Source organism: Salipiger bermudensis HTCC2601 (assembly GCF_000153725.1).
In the GTDB taxonomy this organism is placed as follows: Bacteria; Pseudomonadota; Alphaproteobacteria; order Rhodobacterales; family Rhodobacteraceae; genus Salipiger; species Salipiger bermudensis.
The window spans coordinates 64,228-87,996 of record NZ_DS022278.1 but is presented as its reverse complement, the minus strand read 5'-3'; the positions used below and the strand labels follow the sequence as shown (position 1 = coordinate 87,996).

Here is a 23,769-nt window from a genome sequence, read left to right as displayed (position 1 = left end):
AATCTCACTTCCCGTCACTCCTCAAACCCCCAGCCTTTCCCTCTCGCCGTCGGTCTTGACCGCGGTCAAGACGTGTAACCTGCATACTCTATGCGCGCAGGATCGTGTCAAAGTATGCCTCGGGCTGCCTGATCGCTTCGCCCTTTCCCAACAGGTAGTCCAAGATCAGCAAAAGCCGTCCAGCCCCAGCTTTTTGGAGACCACGCATCAGTTTTTCTTGGCGTATTCTAAGCAATCGACCGATATCGAAGAGAACGCGGTTCAGGGCCTCGCCTGTTCGTGGCGGGTCTGGGAAGAAGTCCGCGACATGTGAAAAGTCCGTCCATGCCATTTTTGCCGGGTCCCGGTTCATGGTCGGTGCTCCAACGCTTTGGGAAGCGTTGGTCTGGTTCACGTGCGTGTCTTTCTTAATATGTTCTTTTTTTACAGACTCTATCTGCCGGTCATTTTGTCCGTTCCTGGCGGACATTTCGCTCGCGCAGTCACGGCCGAGGGTTTGGTCTTGCGATTCCTCTCGGTCCGCATGGGTGTTTGACTCGTGGCACTCTCCGTAGCTCGGCTTGGCGTTGGCTCCGAGCTCGCGGAGACCAGCGATGATTTGCAAGACTGTGTCGGCAGTCAGGGTTGCTCGACGAAGCAGGTTTCGGATCGTTTCCAGTGAAGCCCGCCGTGCGTCATGGAGCTGTTCGTCCTGTAGGAGGGACGCGCGCAGCGCCAGGGCTTCTGCCTTGAGGGAGCGCAGGCGTTCACGCTCTTCCGTGACCTTCGATGCTCTGGCCGCAAGAGCGTCGTGGCTCTGCATTAGCGGACCCAAGTCGATCCCAAACGCATCCCTGATGATCCCACCGTAGCGGAGAGGGAAGCGTTTCCCGTTCGCTGAACTCTTTCGCTGGATGAGTCCCGCAGCATCAAGGCGCCCCAGGCAGCGGCGAAGCGTTCTTTCGTCAATGCCGTTTGCGCGCTCTGATAAGGAGGCGTTGGAAGGAAACACAATGGTCAGCTTGCACTGTGTTTCACCAGAGTTTGGGCTCTGATCGCGCGGAAGAAAGCTGATGAGCGCTGTCAGTACGGTGACGTCGTTGCTCGTGAGGTTCAGGTCTTTCCGAAGAACCCGCACCGGCCCCAGAAGCTCGTAGGGGTTAGGGCAGGCAATAGCTGGTTGTTCCGCCAAGGCGGTTCGTGCTTGAGTGACATGTCTCATGGTGTTTCGGAAGAAAAAGCTTCCCCGGTCACCGCGAGCGGTGTTGAACTCGATTCGTTTTGGGGGTATCAATCAGGTGTCGAGACTGATTGAGGCCCTTCGGAAGCACCGCTTTCGGGGGGTCTTTCCTTTTCTAACCGTTCCTCCTTTCGTTTTCTGCTCGTTGCTCTTGATGTCTTGACCGCGGTCAAGACACGGGGTCGTCACTTTGGGCCGTCTTGACCGCGGTCAAGAAGCTCTCCGATCAGCTTTCGGACGGCCTCTTCGACGCGTGGGGCAAGATCAGCGTCCACATCGATAGTGATGCGATTGCCTTTGCGGCCGATCTTCACGCGCTCACCTGGCTCAGCCTTGGGCGGAGTTGTCTTGGTGGCCGTGAGCAGCGTAACCGCTGCGTCAAGCCGCTCTGGGCCAGGCAAGCTACGGGGGATTTCGCGGGCGACTTCCTTGGCTCTCGAGACGTCCTTCTCGCACAGCCTGAAAAGCTTCTCCCAGACCCGCCGACCAACGCCATGTGCTGGTCCGATGGCCTGGATCAGCTCCATCGGAATGCCCGTCGCGATACGGTTCATCCGAGAGACGAGAGACTCATCGATCTGGAGTGCCCGATAGGCGATGGTCTGGGCGTTCTTGCGCGTCTCGTCTGTTTTCCCAAGTTCTCGAATGATGCCGGCGACGAACAAAGCCCTCTCGATAAACGAGGGGTCTTGGCGGGCATTGTTCTCCACGCCCTGGGCGATCAGTGCTTCCTCTTCGGTCATTTCCATGACCGTGGCGCGCACCTTCTGACCAAGCTCACGACATGCGAGAAGCCTGCGGCGCCCATAGACGATCTCAAGTGCGCCATCCTGGGTTCGGCGGACGAGAATGGGAACCTTTTGCCCATGCTCCCGGATCGAGGACACGAGTTCCTCGAGGCCATCGCTCGGATCGATACGGTCCATGACCGCGGACATCCGCACGGCGCTCGGGTCGATCAGGCGCGTGGCGTGCTTGTCTTCTTCCAACACCGATGCTTGCGCTCGAGCGACAGTTGGGCTCGTGCGCTTCAGATCGAGATCCGCATCCTCATCCGACCTTGACGCTTTACCCATCGCGTTCTTGAGTGAGTCCCCGAAGACCTTACGCGCCATGGCTGCGCCCCCATGCCTTTAGGATTTCGCGTTCGACTTCGTCGGTAACGCGCGAAACGGACTCGATTGCACGCTCGTAGGTTCTGCGGTTCACGTCGCGAGGTTCGACCTCAAAGATGCTCTGCTGCGTATTGGCGGCATCACCTACCGCTGTCGACTTCAGGAACTCGGCCGGGAGGACCGCATCGCCAAGGACCGTCCGAAGCAGAGACGAGATCTGGACCTGTGGACCGTCGGTATTCTCGTAGCGGGTGATCAGCACCCGCACGAAGTTCAGACCGTGTTCGGGAGCATGCGCCTCGACGACGCCCATCAGGTTGCTTGCCATACCGAGGAAGCTTGCGAGGGACATGACATCAAGCATGGACGCATTGAGCGGGATCAGGACCCCGGTGGAAGCAAAGAGGGCAGAGATCACCGAGAAGTTCAGCTGCGGCGGGGTGTCGAAGATCACCACGTCATATCTGTCCAAGACAGGCTCAAGTGCTTCGCGGATCCGGCTGTGGAACGTGGTGGCTCCGTGCCTGAAGCTCAAAGCGACCTCAAATTCGTACTCCATGATGTCCATGGAGGCGGGGATAAGGTCGACCGTCGGAAAGTTCGTTTTGCGAATGATTTCGGGGGCGGGCAGGGGACCTTCCGACCGGATCAGATCGTAGGAGGTCGGCATGTCCGGATCGAGTTCAGGAGTCACCCCAAACAGGTTTGTCAGACTTGCCTGGCTGTCGAGGTCGATAAGCAGGACCCGATAGCCGCGAAGACCCAGAAGCTGACCAACATGAGCTACGGTCGACGTTTTTGCGGACCCGCCCTTCAGGTTGAAGATTGTCACGACCTGGCACGGTTCGCCGGCTCTTCTGTGAGGGTGCTCATCGGGCTTAATCCTGCCCGTCTCAAGAAGGACGCGTTGGGCCTCGACCATTTCCTCAGCAGAGAAACTGCGGCGGTTGCCACCCTCGAGTATACCTTCGGGAAAGCCTTCGAGGTTTGACACATGGTGGCGGAAGGTGTTCTGGTTGAGCCGTAGGAGATCTGCCGCTTCCCGCATCGCGAAGCGGCGGAGACCCTTCTGGGCATCCGGTGGAAAAGTCTCCTGAGCATGTTCTCGCAACCGGCTACCAAGCCGCTTGGACATGACATCGAATCTTTGAGAGGCTCGTATCCCGCTCATCACTGCCCTCAAGTCTTTATTGTTTTGTAGACCTTAACAGTTTTGGTGAGTAAATCCAGCCCAAACCGTTGAACGGCGTATGCGCGTTGAAGGGGCTGATTTCTGACGAGAGAAAACCGTTAAGTATCAGTGCGTTGGGTGGCCTTGTTCGCAGCGCACCTCAACAGCTCGTGGGTCGTGGCGTCGTGGCCACAACATGTATTGTGGACGCCTACGGACTGCAGATCATAAGAATCGCATGGCGATTCCCGCGACTTCAATCAAGCAGCCCCAGCCTCTCGGCTCGCTCCAACAGCATCTTCACGGATGACGGCTGCCAGCTGGTCCGCCCACGCGGCGTCCGCTCCCGCATTTTCTCGAGCCGGTTGCAGATTTCTTGCAGCGTAATCTCCGGGTTTGCGCCCTTGATGCCGGCAACGATGGCCGGCAAACGGTCGTCGGTGTCGCGGCGACCGGCACGGCCCAACACGGCTTCGGCCAAGAACCCATCCCGCACATACGCGTTCACAGCGCGGAGCAATCGGCTTTGTGTCCACTGACGTTCATGGGGCAGGGGAGCGTTGATGATGCGCAGCACGTCCTCCCAGGCCATGTCGGGCCGCAGGCGACGAACGTGCGGTACCCAGTCCTGTGCCGTCTCGTTCAGGCGATCCATGTAACCGTCTTGCCTCGCCAGCCGCACTTTGCGAAGCGCCGCGGGATCGCGGGCGCGCAGTCCCGGGTTGCCGCCGATCCGACCCTTGCTGCGCGCCGAGGCCAGCCCCGCTTTGGTGCGTTCGCGGATCAGGGCGCGCTCGAACTCGGCCGCGGCGCCGAGAACTTGCAGGGTGAACTTGCCCTGCGGCGAGGACGTGTCGATCGGATCGGTCAGCGAGCGAAAAAAGGCACCTTTCGCCTCCAGCCGCTCGATGACCTCGAGCAGATGCGATAGCGATCGCGCCAGACGATCAATGCGCACGACGACCAGCGTATCGCCCTTGCCAATCCGCTCGAGCACGCGGGCCAGCACGGGCCGCGCACGGTTGCCGCCCGAGGCCTGCTCTTCGTGGATCTCGACGCAGCCCGCGGATTTCAGGGCCTGCGACTGGGGCAGGGGGGTCTGATCTTCGGTCGAGACGCGCGCATAGCCGATCAGGGGCATCAAAACAGGCCGTTTGCAGTTTAAGGTATCATAAATAAACGACCGTTTGTAAATGAATGCAAGGGCGCGCTCTGTGGCGCTGTTCATCAGAAAGCCCTTGGTTTCCATACGCAGAGCGCGATCAGGGAGGTCTCGCGGACCATCGCGCGCGCGTGCTATGTAAGGTGTACAAACGCACTCTGATAAAACCCTTGGGTAAAGCTCAAAATAGCTGTATTTTGCGCATATGAGGCCTGGAACCCCCGCATTGTATGATGAATCCGACGCGCTCGGCATTTATGCTGAGGAGGTCGAACAGGCGTCTGAGGACGACCTGTGGTTTCTGCCCGGTCCGATGGACGACGAGCCGGACTATTTGCCGCCGGGACCACGGGCCGAACCGCGTGAAACCGAGGTCCTCGACGAATGGCGGAAGGCAGAGGGCGGGCAGGCCGCGCGTCTTGCCCGTGTGGCCGGTCGCGTCGGCGCGCTGGACGACCGGTTGAAGCGCGGACCGGAAGGATGGCGGCATCGGCTTGCGCTGATGGAGGCCGCAGATTTGAGCTGGCACACCGGTGACCGCATCAGCCAAGACCGGCTGGCGCTCTGGATCTCGCTGCGCCTGTCCGGTGTCCAGGACGACACGGCGGCGCTGGCGCGAGTCGGATGGGCGATTCGGCGACTGACGGGTGGACCGGGACCGGAGCAGGACCTTTCCGCCTTCCTCGACCGTCGCGACCCCGAGAACATCAGTGATGAGACCGAGCCGTTCGTGGATCGCGCGAGCGGTTGGCTGGATCTGATGGGGCAGGCCACGGACCTGCACCCGATCACTCGCGCTTGCGCGGGCTTTCACCTCTGGCGCCTCGCGGGGCTCGGGCAGCACGACGACCGTATGGAAGCGGCTGTCGCAGCTGCGCGGATCGCGGCCAGCGATGGAAGAGGCGCAGTCTTCACGCCTCTGGCCATGGGCGGGGCAGGGGGACTACGAGCCGGTGGTTCACCGTTCGAACGTCTGGAACGCTGGCTATACGGGATGGAAGCCGCGTGCCTGACCGCGGTGCGGCACCTTGACGATATCGAGGCATGGTCGGCGCGGGCGGAAGCCGAAATGACATTGCTCTCGGGCAGGACGCCGCCGGCCTTGCGCGCAGTGCTGACCGAATGGCCGCTCGTCTCTGCGCCAATGGCCCAGGCCCTGACGAGTGCCAGTCGCGCCGCTGTTCAGCGCAACCTTGCATGGATGCAAGAGCGGGGTCTGATCCGCGAGGTGACAGGACAGGGGCGGTTCAGGATGTGGAAGGCGACAAACTGAAGGTTAGCGTGGGTCTCACCCGCTCACTCGACAGCAGCGATAACCGCGAGCACGCGGCAGGGCGCGCAGAAACTCACCAACACTTAATGCATTTGTTGCACTTATTTCATATATGGTGGTAGAGAACAGAAACCGGAGAGGAGACCACCATGAACATGCTGGCACACCGACATCTTCCGCCCACGCCGCAGGACGCAGCGATTGCGCGCGTCTCTGGCCAGGCATTGTCACGCTTCGCCCAGGCGCGCGCGCCGTTGAAACTTCGTGTGACGGACTCCGAGCAGATGGAGCCGATCGAGCTTCCTGCGGGCGCCGTATCGCTGCTCATGGAGATCCTCGAGGCGATGGCAGCGGGGCGGGGGGTCACCATCATCCCCGAGAACGCCGAACTCTCGACCGTACAGGCCGCTGAGGTTCTGAACGTCTCGCGTCCGTTCCTGATCAAGCTGCTCGAGGATGGTGCCATACCGCATCGGAAGGTCGGCAAGCATCGCCGCGTCCGCATGGAAGACGTGATGTCCTACAAGGCCGCGATCGATACCGAGCGTGAAGCTGCGCTCGATCAACTGGCCGCCGACGCTCAAGAGCAGGACATGGGCTACCGCTCGAAATGAGCCAGTACACGGTCCTGTTCGATGCGAACGTCCTTTATCCCGCGCCGATGCGCGATGCACTGATGCAGTTGGCGGTCACAGACCTTTTCAAGGCCAAGTGGACGGCCGATATCCATCGGGAGTGGATTGATGCGCTTCTGCGCAATGAACCTCATCGGGAGCGCGCCGCGCTGGAACGAACTCGCGACTTGATGGACAGGGCCACACGCGACTGTCTGGTCACCGGCTACGAGGCATTGGTGCCGGCCCTAACACTGCCGGACCCTGACGATCGGCACGTTCTGGCGGCGGCAATCGTTGGGCGCTGTGACGCGATCGTCACGCAGAACCTGAAGGACTTCCCACCAGCGGCACTTGCGCCCTTTGGCATCGAGACCCAACACCCTGACGACTTTTTCCGGAACCAACTGTCTCTCGCGCCCGGTCTGGTCTGTTCCGCGCTGCGGAAAGTTCGCGCGCGCCTCAAGAATCCGCTCAAAAGCGTCGACGAGTATCTCGCGATCCTGACACAGCAGGGGTTGGTCGCCACGGTTGCCGACCTGGAGCAATTCGCCGACCTGCTTTGATCCCAGAACTGCCCTGACTGAATACGTTCTGGCCAGAGTTGTGGCACCCGATCCATCATCACCGCGAGATTTCGCCCGCCAGGACTGCACGCCCGTGGACTGCAAGCGTAGCAGTGAACCTCGGGCAACCGAACTGCCGGATCACGGCGACAATGCGCGCATCGTACGCCGCTTGCCCTATGACGCGACACAGGTCTGACGCGTGAAACTGGCGGTTCGAGCTTGGCGCAGCCTTGATCTGTTCGTGCAGCTCGCGCTCTCGTGGCTCTTGAACCGGCTGTGGTGCGGGGAGAGCCGGTGGGCGCGTCGCTTCTCCAAGCGAGGTGCGCCACCGGCGCATGAAGCCGAGCAGGAAACCGGCCGGAACCTTGCTGTTCCCACGGGCCCGGTTGAAGGCAAGGAAGCGTTCCCAGATCACTTGCGTATCGACGTTCCAGCAGGGTAGGGCGCTCTTCGCGGCCTTGATCAGCTCGGCCCAGCATGTTCGGAACACGTTCGAGCAACCGTCAATGTTGATCTGTCCTGTGAATATAGTTTTGTTAGATTCTTCTCTAGATAGTGATGTGTCGTCTCCGTCTGACACGAGATCGTGGGTCTGTTCGCCGTCGTCAAAGGCCGCGAAGCGGAAGAGCCAGGGGGCGAACTTGCCGTTCGACTTCTCGCGCTCAAGCTTCAGTTCAGAAGTTTCAAGCTCACTCAGCAGAACGCTCAGGTACTGGCGCGAGACGCCCATCTTCGCTGCCAGAGAGGACAGGGTGAAGGCAGCCGTGCCGCGGGGCAGGCCGTTATACCCGTCCTTCCACGCAATTCCGTCGAGGATGAGCGTGGCCAGTTTGTGCGCCGAAACAGAGAGGTCTGTCTGCGTGATCCGCCTTAGGATCAGGCCAGTCGTTGGTTCCATGGTCGTATCTCCTGAGAGAGACGATGCCATGTCGAGAGCAAACAACATTCTTGCCAGCAAAAACACTTTGCTGGTTGCAGGGGTTCGGACACTGCGCTAGAAGAACCGTGTTCAGGGGTTTTTTTCTAGCGCGGCGTCAGGCTTCTCGGTCTGGCGTCGTTTCCCTTTTTTTGGGTGATGCACTGGGCGTTGTTGCAGAACTCAGTCGGTGAAGGATTCACATCGGGAATCCATGCGGTTAGACGATCTGCATGAGCAAGCCCAAGCCCGCCCGCTACCGCACGACGAACTGGTCCAGCTACAACGATGCGCTCAGGAAGCGCGGATCGCTGCTGATCTGGCTGGACAAGGAGATGACCTGGCACGCGCCGCATGAGGGACGCCCAGGGCGCCCGCCGGTCTTTTCGAATGCCGCGATCCAGTTTTGCCTGTCGCTCAAGGTTCTGTTCAAGCTACCGCTCAGGCAGACAGCCGGAATGGTCGCGAGCCTCCTGCGCCTGGCAGGGCTAGACTGGCCCGTTCCGGACTACTCGACGCTGTGCCGCAGACAGAAGACCCTCAAGGTGCAGATCCCCTATCGCCGTGCCGAAGGGCCGCTGAATCTTCTGGTGGACAGCACCGGCATCAAGTTTCTTGGCGACGGCGAATGGCAGGCCCGCAAGCATGGCGTTCAGGGCCGCCGCCAATGGCGCAAGGTGCATCTGGCGATGGATATCGCCACCTCGGATATCCGGGCCGTCGAGTTCACCCCTAGCCGGGAAGGCGACAGCCCAGTCCTGCCGGACCTGTTGGGCCAGATCCCCGAGGACGAGGACATCGGCACCGTGACCGCGGATGGTGCCTACGATACCCGCCGCTGCCACGGCGCCGTCATCGCACGCGGTGGCACGGCAATCATACCGACCCGAAGGAACGGTCGAGCTTGGAAAGAGGACTGCCCGGCTGCCAAGGCGCGCAACGAAACCCTGCGCGCCACGCGTCACTACGGTCGGGCATTCTGGAAGCGGTGGACCGGATACCACGCCCGTAGCCGAGTGGAGGCCAAGATGCGATGCCTGAAGGCCTTCGGTGAGCGCATCGCCGCGCGGGATCCAGATCGCCAAACCGCCGAAATCCACATCCGGGTCGCCCTTGTCAATCGCTTCAACGCGCTCGGCACCGCCCACGTCGTCCGCGTGGCATGAAACTGAATGGGAAAGGGGCACTCACAACTCAGGCCGACTTTCTGCAACAACGCCCATCGCGCCCCATGTTCAAGGTGGAGCGCTGGTGAATTGAGGGCAGAAACTGAAGACGACGGCCGCATCGCCCTCATTCAATCGGACATCTGGATCGGCTTTCCCCGAGCGGAGCAAGTGCTGGACCGGCTGCATGGTCTGATTGAGATGTCGCGGCAGACCCGCATGCCTGGCCTTCTGGTGCATGGGGCGTCCGGCATCGGCAAAACAATGATCGCCCGCAACCTGTCGCGACGCTATGCGCCGGAGTATGATCCGGAGTCGGGCGTCACCCACACCCCGTTACTTCTGTTGCAGGCGCCACCCGCTCCTGATGAGCGGCGGTTCTATATGCACATCCTCGCAGCCGTCGGAGCCCCGTCGTCGACGCTGAGCCTGAAGGCGCAGAGTGTTGCCTCGCTGGAAGTTCGGGTCGTGGGCCTTTTGCGCGACCTCGGGCTGCGGATGATCATGATCGACGAAGTCCACAACCTTCTTGCGGGCACGCATAGGGAACAGCGCCGGTTCCTCAATGTCTTGAGGTATCTCAGCAACGAGCTGGAGGCATCTTTGGTCTGCTACGGTGTCAGCGAAGCCGTCGATGCCATTCGCGGCGATGTCCAACTGGCCCGTCGGCTTGATGAACACCACCTGCCGAATTGGCGCGATGATGCCGAGTTTTCGGATATGATCCAGACATTGATCGCGGCCATGCCGCTGGAGAAGAAATCCAATCTGCAAGTGCGGTCGCTCAAGCAGATCCTCGCATTAACTGGCGGGGTGACGTCCCGCATCTTTGCCTTGGTCAAGGATCTGTCCATCGACGCGATCATCAGCGGTGACGAGTGCGTCACTGATGATGCCATCGCAAAATGGACACCGGTCTGGTCGCGCCATGCAAACGCTCAGCGACGGCTCGAGAAATCTGGGGCGTGACGTGTATCCCGCTGCCGATATCGGTGACGCCAGTGCCGGACGAGTTGCTTTCTGGTTGGTTATCGCGACTGGCCGCTTCCAATCATTGCGAGGTAGCAGACCTGCTCGCCCATATCGGGATCGACGCAAAATATGCTGCAGCCCTTGATTTTGATCTCGACATGCTGGCCGCGGATAGGATTTCCGTTGCGGCGCGCTTCGATCCAGCGTTCGTGTCGTCGATGACTTTCGCGGCGATGCCGGAAGCAGAGATGCGGTTGACCGCACAGGTGCCGTTCCAGGCTTGCACAAGCTGCGCTGATGGCGGCCTTGAGCTCAGGCACTGGCGTAGGGCCTGGGCGTTCGACTGCCAGATTTGTGGTGCCCGGCTTCTTCCAAAGGCCGACAGGCAAAATGGCGCAGCGGTCTCCGAAAAGCTGGTTGATCGTGCCCGCCGGGGGGCACGGATCCTGGAGCGTGTCGCGGTGTCGGGCAGCGCGCGTCAACTACGCCGAGCCATGCGGGCGGTCACCTTCGCGATGGGACTCAAAGCTTTATGTGGAGACCCTTTCTTCGCGCTTCAAAGCCCCCGCCCGAACATAAGGCTCTTCTGCCTTGCCGCCATTGCCTCCGCCCAATCACGTCCACTGGTAAAGGCTGCGTTGTGCAGCATGGACATCGACGTCTACGCACGAGTTGCCCTGCTTCGCGCCTACGATAAGGAGCCCCGACTGCTTGCAACCGTCGACCAGATTGCTCAGCGGATGCGACTACGCGTCGGCGGTTCAGCCACCTCATCTCAAATTTAAGGGCAAGAAAGGCCGGAAAACGCGCCGTGTCTCGGATTTAAGGGCAAGGCGACACCCACTTCCGAGAGAACCAGGAACGGTTGCCTGACCATGCTGCGGCTGCCATCCATGCGTTGATCTGCCAAGCGGAGGCGATTGCCGATCAGGCTGAGGCCCTGGAGAAACGGATCCTCGAGTGGCACCGGACGCACGAGACGAGCCGGCGACTGGCGACCATTCCCGGTATCGGACCGATCACCGCCAGCGCAATTGCTGCAAATGTTCCGGATCCGAGCCTGTTCCGCTCGGCACGACAGTTCGCGGCCTGGCTAGGCCTGACGCCACGGGCGAACTCAAGCAGTGGCAAGGATCGACAGACCGGGATCAGCAAGCAGGGTGATGGATATATCCGGCGACTGCTCGTTTCCGGCGCGACTGCGGTGCTTCGCTTTGCAAGGCAGGGCGATGCCGGCAAGGCTTGGATGCTTGGGCTTAAAGCACGCAAGCGACCGAAAGTCGTTGCGGTCGCGCTCGCCAACAAGACTGCCCGGATCGCTTGGGCGCTCCTGCGCCGCAACGAGATCTACGCGGCCCCTGTCTCCTGAGCGCGGAACCGCTGACGGAATGCGTGAAGCTGAGAAGAGATGACAAACCGGTCGAACCGGGGATCGGGACACCCCAGGGGGTCAAGGCGCAGAAAGCGCGCAATTTTGATTGGGACCCGATCCGCGGACTTCATCTGGGCCAGCGGCTAGACCGCACCACAAAGGCCGTAGACATGACTGCTTTCGGCATAGGCGCGTCAATTCCCAGCTTGCGCAGCAGGGGTCGTCCAGACATGGGAACACTTGCCCTCGCCAGAGATGCCCACTGCGCGTTGGCGACGGTCCACCAATGACTTGCGCCACCGGACCTGTGGGGGAACCGGCGCAGCGCCAGTTCCCCATCGGCTCATTCTGCCGGAACCCAGGGCCGGTTATAGGCTGCCACGCGCCAATCACCGTGTTCGATGAACCGGGGGGCGCTCCCGGTTTCCAGCGCCTCGGCTGCGGCGTTCAGCGCCTCGGGCGATGTCTCGGGCCAGGCGCCCGTTTCGATCCGTTCGACCAGGGTCTCGACGATGGCCGTGCTTTCGGCAGCCGTGAACTCGCAATGGCCCGTGCCCTGGACCAGCGACTGCCGATACAGATCGCCGGTACCCTGCTCCTGCACCAGCGCGCCGTAGCCTTCCATCAGCGTGTAGGGAATGGCCCAGTCGCCCAGCATGTGGATGCGGATCGCCGGAACCTGCAGATCGCCGGTCGTCGTGCGCCCGTCTGCGGCCCAGAAATCGCGCGCATAATCCGAGGCCGCGATGCGGGGGGCGGCGTCGATCCTGGCAATGTCGGCCTGAAGGTCCAAACCGGCCTGTTCGTAGAGCGCCTCAACCGTCCGCGCCATCGCGGGTGCGGCATTCTGGTAGAAGGCGGCATAGTCGACCCCCTCGTTCCCGGAAAGTTGCTGCCCCGATGCGGCGTTTTCGAACAGAAGCCGCGAGGACCCGCCAACATTACCGCCGATGCGCAGCGCCGAGGCCACGATCATGTCGGCCATGGCGCCGGCATCCGCGGTGTCGGGTAGTTCGGTCCCCTCGACCATCCACGGCGACCACTGTCCGATGGCGAAGGCAAGCGCCAGCCGCGCGCGGCCCTCCGGGCTTTCGCCCGCCGTTTCGATGGCGGCCATCCAGGACGCACGGATCGCGTCAAGGCTGCGCTCGCCACCCGCTCCGGCATTGGGCAGGCCGACGATGGCGAGATCGCTGGCCGGACCGTGCCCAGCGGCCTCATAGCTTTCGCCCAGCAGGGTCTGCATGGCGAACCAGCCATCCAGGAAACTGCTCATGATCCAGACCGGCGTATGGGCGGCAAGCACGGCGGCACCGTCGATCCTGTCCGGGTAATCCTCGGCCGAAGCGAGGCTGTCGAGCCCTCCGCCAGAACAGCCGTATTGCAGCACCATGTCAGGAGCGCGCTCCAGGTCCGTGAAAATGTCCTGAACAGCTTGTAGATTCAGGATTTCACGCTGCGGATCGTATTGCCACAGGCGCAGCGGGTGCCGGGCGAGCCCGGCGAAGGCATAGCCACGACCGAGCAGGTCGTCATACCGCTGGACCGCTGACGCGACCGAAACGTTGCTGGCGAAATCCAGATCCCTGAGTAGTCGACCATTCCAGTTCTCGGGCACGCGGATCAGCCATGCCGTCCCGTCCGGCAGGGTTCCCGCATGTTCGTTGAAGGCGGGCTGCTCCTGCGCCGACGCGAGCGGGGCGAAGCCCGCGGTCAGAGCGAGGCAAAGCACCACCATTCCGGTCCGCGAACGCGGGCCGGCCAAATTGGCTGTCCGTGACATGAATTTCCTCCAGTTTGATGCAGCGATGAAATCCGGCTCCTCTTCCGGGGAACCATCGCCGGGAAAAACATAGATAGCTAATTATTAGTGTCAAGGGCTCTGATGCACAAATCGGCTTAAGGCCGAGGTTCCCCTTTCCCCGGACGGACTTATCCCACAGCTTCCGTGACGGGTATTCCGAGCGCGGTGTAGCCGTTCAGGACGGCGATGCGGACCTGGAGTTCGGCGACCTGTCGATCGAAGTCCCGTGCCATGAGCCGCTGGCCCAGCAACTTGATACAATGCATCTTTGTCTCGACGCGGCTTCGGCGGTGGTATCCACTCCATCGTCGCCAGAGCGCGCGGCCCAGGTATTTCGCCGCGCGCAGGGCCTCATTTCGCGCCACGGCTCCGGCGGTGATCGTCTTCCAGGGCTTCGCGTTCTTGCGGGGCGGGATGACGGCATGGGCACCGCGATCTGCAATCGCATCGTGGCATTTGCGCGTGTCGTAGGCGCCATCAGCCGTAACGCTACCGATTTCCTGGTCCTGCGGGATTTGGTCGAGAAGGTGGGTAGGATGGGCGCATCACCGATGTGGCTCCCGGTGACTTCGACGGCCCGGATCTCCAACGTTTCTTCATCGATCCCAAGGTGGAGCTTGCGCCAGACGCGCCGTTTCGGGCCGCCATGCTTGCGTGCGTGCCACTCGCCTTCACCTTCGACCTTGATCCCGGTGCTGTCGATCAGCAGGTGCAACGGCCCCTTGGAGCCGCGGTAGGGGATGTTCACGGCCAAGGTCTTCTGGCGGCGAGATAGCGTGCTGAAGTCGGGCACCGTCCAGTTCAGGCCGACCAGCCGTAGCAGGCTCTCGACGAACCCGGTCGTCTGCCGGAGCGCCATGCCGAACAGCACTTTCATCGAGAGGCACGTCTGGATAGCGGCATCGCTGTAGGTCTGCTGGCGGCCACGCCTGCCTGTCGGCGCGGCATCCCAGCTCATCTCGGGGTCAAACCAGATCGTCAGCGAGCCCCGGCGCTTGACTGCTTCATTGTAGGCTGGCCAGTTCCTGGTCTTGTAGGTCGGGGGTATGGGTCTGCTCATGCAGCCTGACTAACAGACTGGATTCGCAAGGTGAAACCTTCACAGCATTTGCGCAACATGTATAACCGCCCCTTGCGCAAGAGGGTTTCTGGATCAGTTTCGCGCGGTGTCGGGTGCTGACATGTATCCGGCCTCTGTTGCGGCCATCATCACGCCGCGGGCCCGTATGGTGTTCGCAGGTCGGGTCCAGATCAAAGCCGCGTGCTCGATGGCACTCTGTTGCGCTCTGGTTCTCCCGATCCCGTCTCACGACCGTGCGCCAAACGTCTCCTTGCCCTCTTCCGCTCCGACGTCCTCGCGACCAGTGACGGCTTACGCCGCAGCGGTCGGAGACTGGTAGGCGCCGCCTCGGGCCATCAGCGCCCAGACGATCCGCGCCATTTTGTTCGCCAGCGCGACCCGCACCAGCATCGGCGGCTTGCGCGTCAGCATCTCGCCAAGCCATGTGCCCGGCCGGGCAGCGGCATGAACATGCCTGTCGCGTAGCCCTTAATTGTGAGATGAGAAATCCAACGAAATCAACGGCCTTGCTTTGCCCTTAAATATGATATTTTGCCTTTAAATCCGATATTTTTGCCCTTAAACCTGAGACAGGGTTCGCAGCTTCGTGTGGCAAATATTGATGGATGATGATCGCGAAGACTTCGTTGCCGCTGGTGCTGAGGAGGCGCGCAGGGCGGCCGTTCTGCGTCCGCTTGTTCAGGCATATCTCAAAGGAACTGGCAGTCTGGAAAGTGGCATCAATGACGCCGTTTGGGAGCTTGGTGTCAGCAGGGCGACTGTCTGGCGCTGGATAAAGCGTCTGGCCGAAGAGGGTGGGCGCACCAGCGCGCTGGCTTCTCGGAAACGGGGCCGCCCGACTGGTACAACCTTGATATCCGGCAAGGTGGAAGCGGTGATCGAAGAACATCTTCGCCGTTATTTCTTACGGCGGGAACGCCCAAGCCTGTCGCGCATCGTGACAGAAATCCGAAGCGCGTGCTGGCAGCAGGGCTTGCAACCGCCGACACGTCGGACGGTTCAGCGCAGGCTGGATGCAATGGATGCCCGTGAAATTGCCAAGGCACGCGAAGGCGCAAAGGCGGCCCGCCAGAAATTTGCGCCGGTCGTAGGCGACAACAAGGCAAACCGGCCACTGGAGGTCGTGCAAATCGACCATACGCCTGCGGACATCATTCTCGTCGACAGTTTTGAACGCAAACCAATTGGGCGGCCTTGGGTCACGCTGGCGATCGACGTCGCAACGCGGATGGTGACCGGATATTACACCTCTCTCGAGGCACCTTCGCGTCTGTCGGTGGCGCTTTGCCTGACACAGGCTGTGGCCCCCAAGGCGGAACTTCTGGCGGAATTGGTGCGCAATGTTCCTTGGCCCGCGCAGGGTAAACCGCATAGCATCCACGTCGATAACGGGCGCGATTTCCGGTCGCATGCCTTTCGGTCGGCATGTGCAGAATGGGGGATCGATCTGGTCTATCGGCCGCCAGGCAGTCCTCATTTCGGAGGGCACATCGAACGATTGATCGGCACGATGATGGGGGCCGTGCACCTGTTGCCTGGAACAACGCAATCCTCGGTCGTGGCCAAGGGCGACTATGACGCCGAGGGCATGGCCACGATGACCTTAAGCGACTTCGATCGCTGGTTTGCTCTGGAAATCTGCCGCTACAACAACAGCATTCATTCAAGTCTTGGCTGCACGCCCGTTGCCAAATGGGAGGCGCTCTCAGAGCAAATGATGGGCGATATCCCCTTCGAGATTGAAGCCTTTCGGGTGAGCTTTCTGCCAAGTGAACTGCGCAAGGTCAGGCGTGACGGCATCCATCTGTTCCAGATACGGTACTGGTCCGATGCGCTTGCAGGCCACATCGGGCGCGGGGATGGAAAGGTGGTCGTCCGCTACGACCCTCGCGACCTCTCGGTGATCTGGGTCGAACTGGATAATGACCGATACGTCGAAGCTCGGTACCGAAACCTGGAAATTCCGCCTGTGTCGCTCTGGGAATATCGCGAAGCCATGAGGAATGCCCGTGCCCTTGGCAAGTCCGGGTCCAATGAGCTGGTCCTGGCTGAGCTGATCCGACAGCAACGCCAAATCGAGTCTGAAAGCCGGAGCCTGACGAGGGCCGAACGCCGATCCCGTGAAAGAAAAGGGACATTGGAGGGCGCCAACTCGGCCGTCTCAACAACCGAAGGGCTGCGCGCGATCGATACGGGTGATACATCGCGCCCATTGTTCAAGGTGGAGAGATGGTGAATTGAGGGCAGGAAAAACAGAGGAAGACGGTCGGATCACCCTCATTCAATCGGATATCTGGATTGGCTTTCCGCGGGCCGAACAAGTTCTGGACCGTTTGCAGTGTATGATCGAAGCGCCAAGGCAAACCCGTATGCCTGGCCTTCTTGTGCATGGCGCGTCCGGGATCGGAAAGACGATGATCGCCCGCAATCTTTCGCGCAGATATGCACCGGAATATGACCCAGCATCGGGAATTACGCGAACGCCGCTGTTACTGTTACAAGCACCACCAGCTCCCGACGAACGACGGTTCTATCTGCACATCCTGGCGACCGTCGGGGCACCGGCCACGGCACTGAGCGCGCGCGCTCAAAATGTGGCCTCCCTCGAAGTCCGTGTCGTCGCGCTCTTGCGCGACCTTGGCCTGCGGATGATCATGATCGACGAAGTCCACAACCTCTTGGCCGGGACCCACCGCGAACAGCGCCGCTTTCTCAATGTTCTGCGGTATCTCAGCAATGAACTCGAAGTGTCGCTGGTCTGCCTGGGGGTCAGCGAGGCCGTCGATGCCATCCGTGGTGATATCCAGCTTGCCAGGCGGCTGGACGAACATCACCTTCCAAACTGGCGCGACGACGCCGAGTTCTCGGACATGATCCAGACACTCATCGCGGCAATGCCCCTCGAGAAGAAATCCAATCTGAAGGTCAAGTCACTAAAGCAGATACTTGCGCTGACCGGCGGGGTGACCTCGCGCATCTTCGCCCTGATCAAGGATCTTTCCATCGACGCCATTGTCACAGGTGATGAATGCATCACCGATGACGCAATCGCAAAATGGACGCCGGTTTGGTCGCGCCATGCGAACCCCCATCGGCGGCTCGAGAAGTCCGGGGTGTGAAGCCGCACCCGCTGCCCAAGACTGTCGCGCCGCTGCCCGACGAGTTGTTGTCAGGTTGGTTGTCTAGGCTGGCGGCGGCCAACTACTGTGATGATGCGGAACTACTGGCTCATCTCAGAATCGATACCGCGCATGGCACCGCCTTGAACTTCAACGTCGACGCGGCTGCGGCGGCGAAGATTGCCAACGCCGCACGGATTGACCCAGATGTTGTGCGATCTTTGACCTTCCCAGCAATGACGACACGAGAAGCCTCGCTGACGGCCCAGATACCATTCCAGCATTGCCTGCAATGTTCCAGAGAGGGCCTTTCGCTCAAGCATTGGAGGCGAGCCTGGGCATTCGACTGCCAGGTTTGTGGGACGAGACTTGTGCCGACGCTCGGCAAGGCCAGTGGCGAACAGATGCCCGAAAAGCTGATAAATCGTGCGCGCAACGGCGCCGCGCGGCTTGAATACGCCGCGCGATTACGCAGCTCCAAGCAATTTCGGCGCGCAATGCGCGCGGTCACCTTTGCCATATCATTAAAGGCCTTCCGCGGAGATCCGTTATACGCTCTTCAGGGCCACAGGCTGGAAGTAAGGCTGTTTGGCCTTGCTGCAATTGATGCAGCCCAATCCCGTCCACTGGTCAAAGCGGCCATCTCAAGCTCCGGCATCGACGACTATGCAAGGGTTGCTCTATTGCGCGCCTTCGATAAGGAGCCACGTCTGCTTGCCGCGGTTGTTTACATCGCCCGGCAGCGCGCGAAAAGCATAGGCGCGATGGCAGTGGAATCTCATAATTAAGGGCAAAAAATATCCCCGAACGCGTCGTGTCTCAGATTTAAGGGCAACGCGACACCTGGCGACCGTCGGGGCACCGGCCACGGCACTGAGCGCGCGCGCTCAAAATGTGGCCTCCCTCGAAGTCCGTGTCGTCGCGCTCTTGCGCGACCTTGGCCTGCGGATGATCATGATCGACGAAGTCCACAACCTCTTGGCCGGGACCCACCGCGAACAGCGCCGCTTTCTCAATGTTCTGCGGTATCTCAGCAATGAACTCGAAGTGTCGCTGGTCTGCCTGGGGGTCAGCGAGGCCGTCGATGCCATCCGTGGTGATATCCAGCTTGCCAGGCGGCTGGACGAACATCACCTTCCAAACTGGCGCGACGACGCCGAGTTCTCGGACATGATCCAGACACTCATCGCGGCAATGCCCCTCGAGAAGAAATCCAATCTGAAGGTCAAGTCACTAAAGCAGATACTTGCGCTGACCGGCGGGGTGACCTCGCGCATCTTCGCCCTGATCAAGGATCTTTCCATCGACGCCATTGTCACAGGTGATGAATGCATCACCGATGACGCAATCGCAAAATGGACGCCGGTTTGGTCGCGCCATGCGAACCCCCATCGGCGGCTCGAGAAGTCCGGGGTGTGAAGCCGCACCCGCTGCCCAAGACTGTCGCGCCGCTGCCCGACGAGTTGTTGTCAGGTTGGTTGTCTAGGCTGGCGGCGGCCAACTACTGTGATGATGCGGAACTACTGGCTCATCTCAGAATCGATACCGCGCATGGCACCGCCTTGAACTTCAACGTCGACGCGGCTGCGGCGGCGAAGATTGCCAACGCCGCACGGATTGACCCAGATGTTGTGCGATCTTTGACCTTCCCAGCAATGACGACACGAGAAGCCTCGCTGACGGCCCAGATACCATTCCAGCATTGCCTGCAATGTTCCAGAGAGGGCCTTTCGCTCAAGCATTGGAGGCGAGCCTGGGCATTCGACTGCCAGGTTTGTGGGACGAGACTTGTGCCGACGCTCGGCAAGGCCAGTGGCGAACAGATGCCCGAAAAGCTGATAAATCGTGCGCGCAACGGCGCCGCGCGGCTTGAATACGCCGCGCGATTACGCAGCTCCAAGCAATTTCGGCGCGCAATGCGCGCGGTCACCTTTGCCATATCATTAAAGGCCTTCCGCGGAGATCCGTTATACGCTCTTCAGGGCCACAGGCTGGAAGTAAGGCTGTTTTGCCTTGCTGCAATTGATGCAGCCCAATCCCGTCCACTGGTCAAAGCGGCCATCTCAAGCTCCGGCATCGACGACTATGCAAGGGTTGCTCTATTGCGCGCCTTCGATAAGGAGCCACGTCTGCTTGCCGCGGTCGATTACATCGCCCGGCAGCGCGCGAAAAGCATAGGCGCGATGGCAGTGGAATCTCATAATTAAGGGCAAAAAATATCCCCGAACGCGTCGTGTCTCAGATTTAAGGGCAACGCGACACCTGTCTTTCGAGTATCTCTATGACGAGCCGATCTTGCTGGTGGCGCGCGCCGGACATCCAGCGCTGGATCTGCCGGTGACCGACGCTCTGCTACGCTATCCCCTCATCCTGCCCAACCCTGGCGCGATCATCCGTCAGAGCGTGGATCAATACCTTGCCGCGATGGGGTTATCCGATCTCACACCGGTGTTCGAGACGGTGGCCCTGCCGGCGGCGCAAACGCTTCTCGAAGGTTCTGAGATGCTCTGGTTCATCTCGCGCGGCGTCGTGGCGCGGGAAATTGCGCGCGGCAGCCTTGCTGCGCTCGATCTAAAGTCGGATTACATGGCCGGGGCGGTAGGTCTGACACGCAAGTTCACGTTCGACGAAGACAGCCATGCCGATCTGCTGGCGCGGCTTCTACACCGGCGGGTTGAAGAGGATTGCGCCCGTCGTTGAGCCAGTCAGACGGCTTCTAGCGCAATAGCAATACCCTGTCCTACACCGATACACATGGTGGATAGCGATTTCTCACCAGGCTTGAGGTCAAGCATCGCGGTGCCAGTAATCCGCGCACCCGACATGCCCAGCGGATGACCCAACGCGATTGCCCCGCCATTGGGGTTCACACGCACGTCATCATCAGCAATCCCAAGATTACGCAACGTGGCGAGGCCCTGCGAGGCGAAAGCTTCGTTAAGCTCAATCACTGCGAACTCCTCTTGGCGCAGGCCAAGACGCGCCAGAAGCTTTCTCGAGGCCGGAACCGGGCCGAAGCCCATGATGCGCGGCGCCACGCCGGCGGTCGCCCCGCCGAGCACTCTGGCGATCGGCTTAAGCCCATGCTTTTCGGCAGCTTCTTTCGTCGAAAGGATCAAAGCGGCAGACCCGTCATTCACGCCAGAGGCGTTGCCCGCTGTCACAGTGCCATCGGCTTTCACGAAGGGCCGAAGCTTTTTCAGGCCTTCGTATGTAGTCGTGGAACGCGGATGCTCGTCGGTGTCGATGACCAGAGGATCACCTTTGCGCTGCGGGATCGTAACCGGCACGATCTCCTGGGCCAAACGGCCATTGACTTGGGCTTTGGCCGCTTTCTGCTGCGAGCGCAAGGCGAAGGCATCCTGATCGGGGCGCGAGATGCCAAAATCTTCGGCCACATTCTCTGCCGTCTCGGGCATGCTGTCGACGCCATATTTTTCCTTCATCAGCTTGTTAACGAAACGCCAGCCGATAGTGGTGTCGTGGACCTCATTGGCCCGCGAGAAGGCGGAGGTGGCCTTGGGCATCACGAATGGCGCGCGCGACATGCTCTCTACCCCTCCGGCGACAAGCAGCTCGGCCTCGCCGGATTTGATCGCCCGAGCTGCAGTGATGACCGCATCCATACCCGAGCCGCAAAGTCGGTTCATCGTCGTACCCGGCACCGTCTCGGGATAGCCTGCGAGAAGCAGCGCCATGCGGGCGACGTTGCGGTTGTCTTCGCCAGCCTGATTGGCGCAGCCGAAGATCACCTCGTCGATCGCGGCAAGGTCGAGGCCCGGATTGCGCGCGGCAATGGCCCGAAGCGGAATCGCGGCAAGGTCGTCAGCGCGGACGGAGGAAAGCGCACCGCCAAAGCGGCCGATTGGTGTGCGGATGTAGTCGCATATGTATACGTCAGTCATGAGATTCCCTCGGGAACATTGAGTTCGGCAACTTCGCCAACAATGTGCAACGTCGCGCCAGTCACCGCCTGCAAGGCGTCCAAAGTGATGCCCGGCAGTTTTTCACGAAGCACGAATTTGCTATCTTCGATGTCAATCACGGCCAGAGAGGTGTAGACGCGGGTCACGCACCCGACGCCTGTCAGCGGGAAAGTACAGGCCTCGACCAGTTTCGGGCCGCCATCCTTGGTTACATGGTCAGTTACAACCGCCACACGCTTGGCCCCATGCACAAGGTCCATTGCTCCACCCACGGCCGGCACGCCTTTGGTGCCTACGCGCCAGTTCGCCAGATCGCCGTTCTGGGCGACCTGATACGCGCCAAGAACGGCCAGATCGAGGTGGCCACCGCGCACCATCGAAAAGCTGTCGGCATGATGGAAAAAGGATGCACCGGGCTTCAATGTAATCGCCTTTTTGCCCGCATTAATAAGATCCCAGTCTTCCTGTCCCTCCGCAGGGGCTTTTCCGAATCCCAGCACGCCGTTCTCGGTATGATAGGTTACATCGCGGCCATCGGGCTGGAACTTGGCGATCATCTCGGGAAATCCGATACCGAGGTTCACATAGGAACCATCTTCGATATCCTGAGCGGCACGCCACGCGATCTGCGCGTTCGTCAGTTTGTCTTCCATTAAATTGAAACCGGACATCAGTAGACCACCCCCCTACGCACGAGTACTTCTTCTTGTTGAGGCGCGGGAACCTCGACAATCTTGTCGACGAAGATTCCGGGGGTAACTACCGCCTCAGGATCGATGGAGCCGGGTGCGCGGAGGTTGGAGACCTGCGCAATCGTGCGATCGGCAGCCATCGCCATCAACGGATTGAAGTTCCGGCCAGCCAAACGATAGGTAAGGTTGCCGGTCTCGTCACCATCATGGCCTTTGATCAGGGCGAAGTCGGCCTTCAACCACAACTCTTGCACGTACATCTTGCCGTCGAACGTCTCTGTCGGCTTGCCTTCGGCAAGCTCGGTACCAAAAGAAGTTGGCGTATAAAAAGCGGGAATGCCTGCTCCGCGCGCGCGAATGCGTTCGGCCAATGTACCCTGCGGGATCAACTCGAGCTCGATTTCGCTTGCCAGGTATTTTTCGTTGAATGCCTCGGCGTTGGAGCTGCGCGGGAAAGAGCAGATCATCTTCCTGACCATCCCCGCTTTGATCATCGCGGCGATTCCGATCGCGCCGTTTCCCGCGTTATTGTTTATCACGGTAAGATTCTTGGGGCTGCCGGTGGCACGAAAGCGGTCGATTAAAGCGTGGATCAGTTCGATCGGGGCTCCGGAGCCTCCAAAGCCACCGATCATAACCTGTACGCCATCGGGGATATCCGCAACCGCGTCAGCGAGGCTGGGCGATGTTTTGTTCATCAGGATCCTCCTTACATTCACTTCGAAATATCCCTAGATTACCGCCGTAGCGAGTAAAATGTTCATATATTGATCTTTTTTCAACATGTGTATATCAACGTTCGCATGTTGAACAATCCCACCGACTACATCGCCTCGCTCGCCAAGGGGCTGAAAGTGATCGAAGCCTTCGGACCCACATCCCCGCGTCTTTCGATATCCGAAGCTGCCGTCGCCAGTGGCTTGGATCGCGCTGCTACGCGACGCGTACTGTTGACGCTCCACCGCGAAGGTTACGCCGACTATGACGGTAAGTTTTTTACTCTTACCCCGCGCATCCTACGGCTCGGAGTGGCCGCACTTGCTTCCCTACCGCTCTCGCAGATTGTCCAACCTTGGCTTGACCAACTCTCCGAGCAAATTGGTCAAAGCTGTTCCGTGGCACTGCTCGATGAGACCGAGATCGTGTATATCGCGCGCGCGGCGCAGAAACGTGTGATGTCCATCGGGCTCATGCCTGGGTCACGACTCCCCGCCCATTGCACCTCGATGGGAAGGGTTCTGTTGGCTGCGCTGCCTCGCGAAGAGGCTGACCTGCTTGTCAGACGCTCGGACCTTACCCCGCGGACCAAGTTCTCAATACTCGACCCAGTTCAGACCTTGTGCCGGATCGATGCTGCGAGAGAGGACGGATATGCGTTTGTGGACCAGGAAGTGGAAACGGGTTTACGGTCAATCGCTGTTCCGCTGAATGATCGCAAGGGTTTGACCGTCGCTGCTCTCAATATCGGTTTGTCGTCTGCCGGCTGGACACCGAAGCAGACGATTGAAACATACTTGCCGCACTTGCTTGGCGTCCAATCGGCCCTCGGGCGGGTTCTCTGATTGACATTATTTAGAAGTCTAAGTTATTAGGGCCTC

At 60.4% G+C, this 23,769-nt stretch carries 22 protein-coding genes and 3 pseudogenes; 14 read left to right on the top strand and 11 right to left on the bottom strand.

The window, feature by feature from the left end:
• Nucleotides 1-88 precede the first annotated feature (88 nt).
• From R2601_RS26275 to R2601_RS23015, 4 genes are all read right to left on the bottom strand, one after another.
• The gene (locus R2601_RS26275) at nucleotides 89-1,201 is read right to left on the bottom strand and encodes a helix-turn-helix domain-containing protein (protein ID WP_040545938.1); all 1,113 of its coding nucleotides are present in this window, start codon (nucleotides 1,199-1,201) and stop codon (nucleotides 89-91) included.
• 203 nt (nucleotides 1,202-1,404) lie between these two features.
• A complete protein-coding gene (locus tag R2601_RS25700) occupies nucleotides 1,405-2,334 on the bottom strand; it encodes a ParB/RepB/Spo0J family partition protein (RefSeq protein ID WP_007803229.1) in 930 nt (309 codons plus the stop codon).
• Nucleotides 2,324-3,469: a plasmid partitioning protein RepA gene (gene repA, locus R2601_RS23020; protein ID WP_007803227.1), complete on the bottom strand. Its 1,146-nt coding sequence runs from the start codon at nucleotides 3,467-3,469 to the stop codon at nucleotides 2,324-2,326. The genes R2601_RS25700 and repA overlap by 11 nt, the downstream gene beginning before the upstream one ends.
• A gap of 292 nt (nucleotides 3,470-3,761) precedes the next feature.
• Entirely contained in the window at nucleotides 3,762-4,646 is an 885-nt protein-coding gene (locus R2601_RS23015; RefSeq protein ID WP_007803225.1) for a recombinase family protein, read from the bottom strand.
• Between the two features lie 226 nt (nucleotides 4,647-4,872).
• On the opposite strand from R2601_RS23015, the gene R2601_RS23010 reads away from it, so the two are divergent.
• The 3 genes from R2601_RS23010 to R2601_RS23000 all read left to right on the top strand — a co-directional run bounded on the left by R2601_RS23010 (nucleotide 4,873) and on the right by R2601_RS23000 (nucleotide 7,120).
• Nucleotides 4,873-5,940, top strand: coding sequence for a helix-turn-helix domain-containing protein (locus R2601_RS23010; RefSeq protein ID WP_007803223.1), 1,068 nt, complete (start codon nucleotides 4,873-4,875; stop codon nucleotides 5,938-5,940).
• 149 nt (nucleotides 5,941-6,089) lie between these two features.
• Nucleotides 6,090-6,554 (top strand): excisionase family DNA-binding protein, encoded by a 465-nt coding sequence (locus R2601_RS23005; RefSeq protein ID WP_007803221.1) that lies wholly within the window; start codon nucleotides 6,090-6,092, stop codon nucleotides 6,552-6,554.
• Nucleotides 6,551-7,120 carry a PIN domain-containing protein gene (locus R2601_RS23000; protein ID WP_007803220.1) on the top strand — a complete coding sequence of 190 codons (570 nt, stop codon included), beginning with the start codon at nucleotides 6,551-6,553 and terminating at the stop codon, nucleotides 7,118-7,120. The genes R2601_RS23005 and R2601_RS23000 overlap by 4 nt, the downstream gene beginning before the upstream one ends.
• A 58-nt stretch (nucleotides 7,121-7,178) precedes the next feature.
• Here R2601_RS23000 and R2601_RS22995 read toward each other — a convergent pair whose 3' ends face one another.
• A complete protein-coding gene (locus R2601_RS22995; RefSeq protein WP_007803218.1) occupies nucleotides 7,179-8,021 on the bottom strand; it encodes a hypothetical protein in 843 nt (280 codons plus the stop codon).
• Between the two features lie 251 nt (nucleotides 8,022-8,272).
• On the opposite strand from R2601_RS22995, the gene R2601_RS22990 reads away from it, so the two are divergent.
• From R2601_RS22990 to R2601_RS22975, 4 genes and pseudogenes are all read left to right on the top strand, one after another.
• Nucleotides 8,273-9,205 carry an IS5-like element ISRhba5 family transposase gene (locus R2601_RS22990; RefSeq protein ID WP_007803217.1) on the top strand — a complete coding sequence of 311 codons (933 nt, stop codon included), beginning with the start codon at nucleotides 8,273-8,275 and terminating at the stop codon, nucleotides 9,203-9,205.
• A gap of 90 nt (nucleotides 9,206-9,295) precedes the next feature.
• Entirely contained in the window at nucleotides 9,296-10,174 is an 879-nt protein-coding gene (locus R2601_RS22985; protein WP_007803215.1) for a TniB family NTP-binding protein, read from the top strand.
• Nucleotides 10,111-10,962 carry a TniQ family protein gene (locus R2601_RS22980; protein ID WP_081731462.1) on the top strand — a complete coding sequence of 284 codons (852 nt, stop codon included), beginning with the start codon at nucleotides 10,111-10,113 and terminating at the stop codon, nucleotides 10,960-10,962. The genes R2601_RS22985 and R2601_RS22980 overlap by 64 nt, the downstream gene beginning before the upstream one ends.
• Before the next feature lie 59 nt (nucleotides 10,963-11,021).
• A pseudogene (locus R2601_RS22975) lies at nucleotides 11,022-11,546 on the top strand (IS110 family RNA-guided transposase); the annotation flags it as partial.
• A gap of 346 nt (nucleotides 11,547-11,892) precedes the next feature.
• Here R2601_RS22975 and R2601_RS22970 read toward each other — a convergent pair.
• The 3 genes and pseudogenes from R2601_RS22970 to R2601_RS26550 form a co-directional block, all read right to left on the bottom strand.
• Nucleotides 11,893-13,332, bottom strand: a complete 1,440-nt coding sequence (locus tag R2601_RS22970) for a hypothetical protein (protein WP_024099412.1) — start codon at nucleotides 13,330-13,332, stop codon at nucleotides 11,893-11,895.
• 149 nt (nucleotides 13,333-13,481) lie between these two features.
• A pseudogene (locus R2601_RS26270) lies at nucleotides 13,482-14,413 on the bottom strand (IS5 family transposase).
• Nucleotides 14,414-14,725: 312 nt separating this feature from the next.
• A pseudogene (locus R2601_RS26550) lies at nucleotides 14,726-14,890 on the bottom strand (IS110 family transposase); the annotation flags it as partial.
• Between the two features lie 145 nt (nucleotides 14,891-15,035).
• Here R2601_RS26550 and R2601_RS22955 point away from each other — a divergent pair.
• The 6 genes from R2601_RS22955 (at nucleotide 15,036) to R2601_RS22930 (ending at nucleotide 20,253) form a co-directional block, all read left to right on the top strand.
• Entirely contained in the window at nucleotides 15,036-16,670 is a 1,635-nt protein-coding gene (locus R2601_RS22955) for a TnsB C-terminal domain-containing protein (protein ID WP_024099411.1), read from the top strand.
• Nucleotide 16,671: 1 nt separating this feature from the next.
• Nucleotides 16,672-17,553 (top strand): TniB family NTP-binding protein, encoded by an 882-nt coding sequence (locus R2601_RS22950; protein ID WP_024099410.1) that lies wholly within the window; start codon nucleotides 16,672-16,674, stop codon nucleotides 17,551-17,553.
• Entirely contained in the window at nucleotides 17,550-18,341 is a 792-nt protein-coding gene (locus R2601_RS22945) for a TniQ family protein (protein ID WP_008335465.1), read from the top strand. Before R2601_RS22950 ends, R2601_RS22945 begins: the two co-directional genes overlap by 4 nt.
• A gap of 106 nt (nucleotides 18,342-18,447) precedes the next feature.
• Nucleotides 18,448-18,972 (top strand): TniB family NTP-binding protein, encoded by a 525-nt coding sequence (locus R2601_RS22940; RefSeq protein ID WP_007803198.1) that lies wholly within the window; start codon nucleotides 18,448-18,450, stop codon nucleotides 18,970-18,972.
• On the top strand, nucleotides 18,969-19,760 hold the full coding sequence (locus R2601_RS22935; protein ID WP_007803196.1) for a TniQ family protein: 792 nt from the start codon (nucleotides 18,969-18,971) through the stop codon (nucleotides 19,758-19,760). The genes R2601_RS22940 and R2601_RS22935 overlap by 4 nt, the downstream gene beginning before the upstream one ends.
• Nucleotides 19,753-20,253 (top strand): LysR substrate-binding domain-containing protein, encoded by a 501-nt coding sequence (locus R2601_RS22930; protein ID WP_311135730.1) that lies wholly within the window; start codon nucleotides 19,753-19,755, stop codon nucleotides 20,251-20,253. Before R2601_RS22935 ends, R2601_RS22930 begins: the two co-directional genes overlap by 8 nt.
• A gap of 5 nt (nucleotides 20,254-20,258) precedes the next feature.
• On the opposite strand, the gene pcaF is transcribed toward R2601_RS22930, so the two are convergent.
• From pcaF to R2601_RS22915, 3 genes are read right to left on the bottom strand one after another with little or no spacing between them, the layout of a single operon-like run.
• The gene (gene pcaF / locus R2601_RS22925) at nucleotides 20,259-21,458 is read right to left on the bottom strand and encodes a 3-oxoadipyl-CoA thiolase (RefSeq protein WP_007803192.1); all 1,200 of its coding nucleotides are present in this window, start codon (nucleotides 21,456-21,458) and stop codon (nucleotides 20,259-20,261) included.
• On the bottom strand, nucleotides 21,455-22,132 hold the full coding sequence (locus R2601_RS22920) for a 3-oxoacid CoA-transferase subunit B (RefSeq protein ID WP_008335453.1): 678 nt from the start codon (nucleotides 22,130-22,132) through the stop codon (nucleotides 21,455-21,457). The genes pcaF and R2601_RS22920 overlap by 4 nt, the downstream gene beginning before the upstream one ends.
• A 17-nt stretch (nucleotides 22,133-22,149) precedes the next feature.
• Nucleotides 22,150-22,869 carry a 3-oxoacid CoA-transferase subunit A gene (locus R2601_RS22915; protein WP_007803187.1) on the bottom strand — a complete coding sequence of 240 codons (720 nt, stop codon included), beginning with the start codon at nucleotides 22,867-22,869 and terminating at the stop codon, nucleotides 22,150-22,152.
• A 105-nt stretch (nucleotides 22,870-22,974) separates the two neighbouring features.
• Here R2601_RS22915 and R2601_RS22910 point away from each other — a divergent pair, with 105 nt between their 5' ends.
• On the top strand, nucleotides 22,975-23,733 hold the full coding sequence (locus tag R2601_RS22910; protein ID WP_008335451.1) for an IclR family transcriptional regulator domain-containing protein: 759 nt from the start codon (nucleotides 22,975-22,977) through the stop codon (nucleotides 23,731-23,733).
• Nucleotides 23,734-23,769: the final 36 nt, after the last annotated feature.

What these genes read in the sequence shown, in the direction of transcription:
- R2601_RS22995 (WP_007803218.1), bottom strand. Translation starts at nt 8,021, where the DNA reads ATGGAACCAACGACTGGCCTGATCCTAAGGCGGATCACGCAGACAGAC.
- R2601_RS22910 (WP_008335451.1), top strand. Translation starts at nt 22,975, where the DNA reads ATGTTGAACAATCCCACCGACTACATCGCCTCGCTCGCCAAGGGGCTG.
- R2601_RS23005 (WP_007803221.1), top strand. Translation starts at nt 6,090, where the DNA reads ATGAACATGCTGGCACACCGACATCTTCCGCCCACGCCGCAGGACGCA.
- R2601_RS22920 (WP_008335453.1), bottom strand. Translation starts at nt 22,132, where the DNA reads ATGGAAGACAAACTGACGAACGCGCAGATCGCGTGGCGTGCCGCTCAG.
- R2601_RS22915 (WP_007803187.1), bottom strand. Translation starts at nt 22,869, where the DNA reads ATGAACAAAACATCGCCCAGCCTCGCTGACGCGGTTGCGGATATCCCC.
- R2601_RS22980 (WP_081731462.1), top strand. Translation starts at nt 10,111, where the DNA reads ATGGACACCGGTCTGGTCGCGCCATGCAAACGCTCAGCGACGGCTCGA.
- R2601_RS25700 (WP_007803229.1), bottom strand. Translation starts at nt 2,334, where the DNA reads ATGGCGCGTAAGGTCTTCGGGGACTCACTCAAGAACGCGATGGGTAAA.
- R2601_RS23000 (WP_007803220.1), top strand. Translation starts at nt 6,551, where the DNA reads ATGAGCCAGTACACGGTCCTGTTCGATGCGAACGTCCTTTATCCCGCG.
- pcaF (WP_007803192.1), bottom strand. Translation starts at nt 21,458, where the DNA reads ATGACTGACGTATACATATGCGACTACATCCGCACACCAATCGGCCGC.
- repA (WP_007803227.1), bottom strand. Translation starts at nt 3,469, where the DNA reads ATGTCCAAGCGGCTTGGTAGCCGGTTGCGAGAACATGCTCAGGAGACT.
- R2601_RS23010 (WP_007803223.1), top strand. Translation starts at nt 4,873, where the DNA reads ATGAGGCCTGGAACCCCCGCATTGTATGATGAATCCGACGCGCTCGGC.
- R2601_RS22955 (WP_024099411.1), top strand. Translation starts at nt 15,036, where the DNA reads ATGGATGATGATCGCGAAGACTTCGTTGCCGCTGGTGCTGAGGAGGCG.
- R2601_RS23015 (WP_007803225.1), bottom strand. Translation starts at nt 4,646, where the DNA reads ATGCCCCTGATCGGCTATGCGCGCGTCTCGACCGAAGATCAGACCCCC.
- R2601_RS22970 (WP_024099412.1), bottom strand. Translation starts at nt 13,332, where the DNA reads ATGTCACGGACAGCCAATTTGGCCGGCCCGCGTTCGCGGACCGGAATG.
- R2601_RS22990 (WP_007803217.1), top strand. Translation starts at nt 8,273, where the DNA reads ATGAGCAAGCCCAAGCCCGCCCGCTACCGCACGACGAACTGGTCCAGC.
- R2601_RS26275 (WP_040545938.1), bottom strand. Translation starts at nt 1,201, where the DNA reads ATGAGACATGTCACTCAAGCACGAACCGCCTTGGCGGAACAACCAGCT.